This window comes from Rhizobium ecuadorense (genome assembly GCF_001187535.1).
In the GTDB taxonomy this organism is placed as follows: Bacteria; Pseudomonadota; Alphaproteobacteria; order Rhizobiales; family Rhizobiaceae; genus Rhizobium; species Rhizobium ecuadorense.
The window spans coordinates 1-217 of the sequence record NZ_LFIO01000285.1 but is presented as its reverse complement, the minus strand read 5'-3'; the positions used below and the strand labels follow the sequence as shown (position 1 = coordinate 217).

General features: G+C 65.9%; 1 pseudogene. It reads right to left on the bottom strand.

The window, feature by feature from the left end:
• Positions 1-217: pseudogene (locus AF337_RS46220) on the bottom strand (DUF5666 domain-containing protein); the annotation flags it as partial.

The following is a 217-nucleotide window of genomic DNA, read 5'->3' as shown; positions in this document are numbered from 1 at the left end:
AATCTCCACCGGGCCCGCCCCTGCCGAAGGAGGGCCGATCATGCGGCGGCCCGTCCGGAGGGCCATCCGGCGGGCGAGGACCAAAGCCGTCTGGACCGCCTCTATCAGGAAAGCCCATCATTCTGCTTGAATCGCGTACGGTGACGTCGACAAACCCATGAACGTCAGGGGACATTCGCATCGAGCCGTAAGGCGTTGAGCCCCCGGGTCCCGAGCC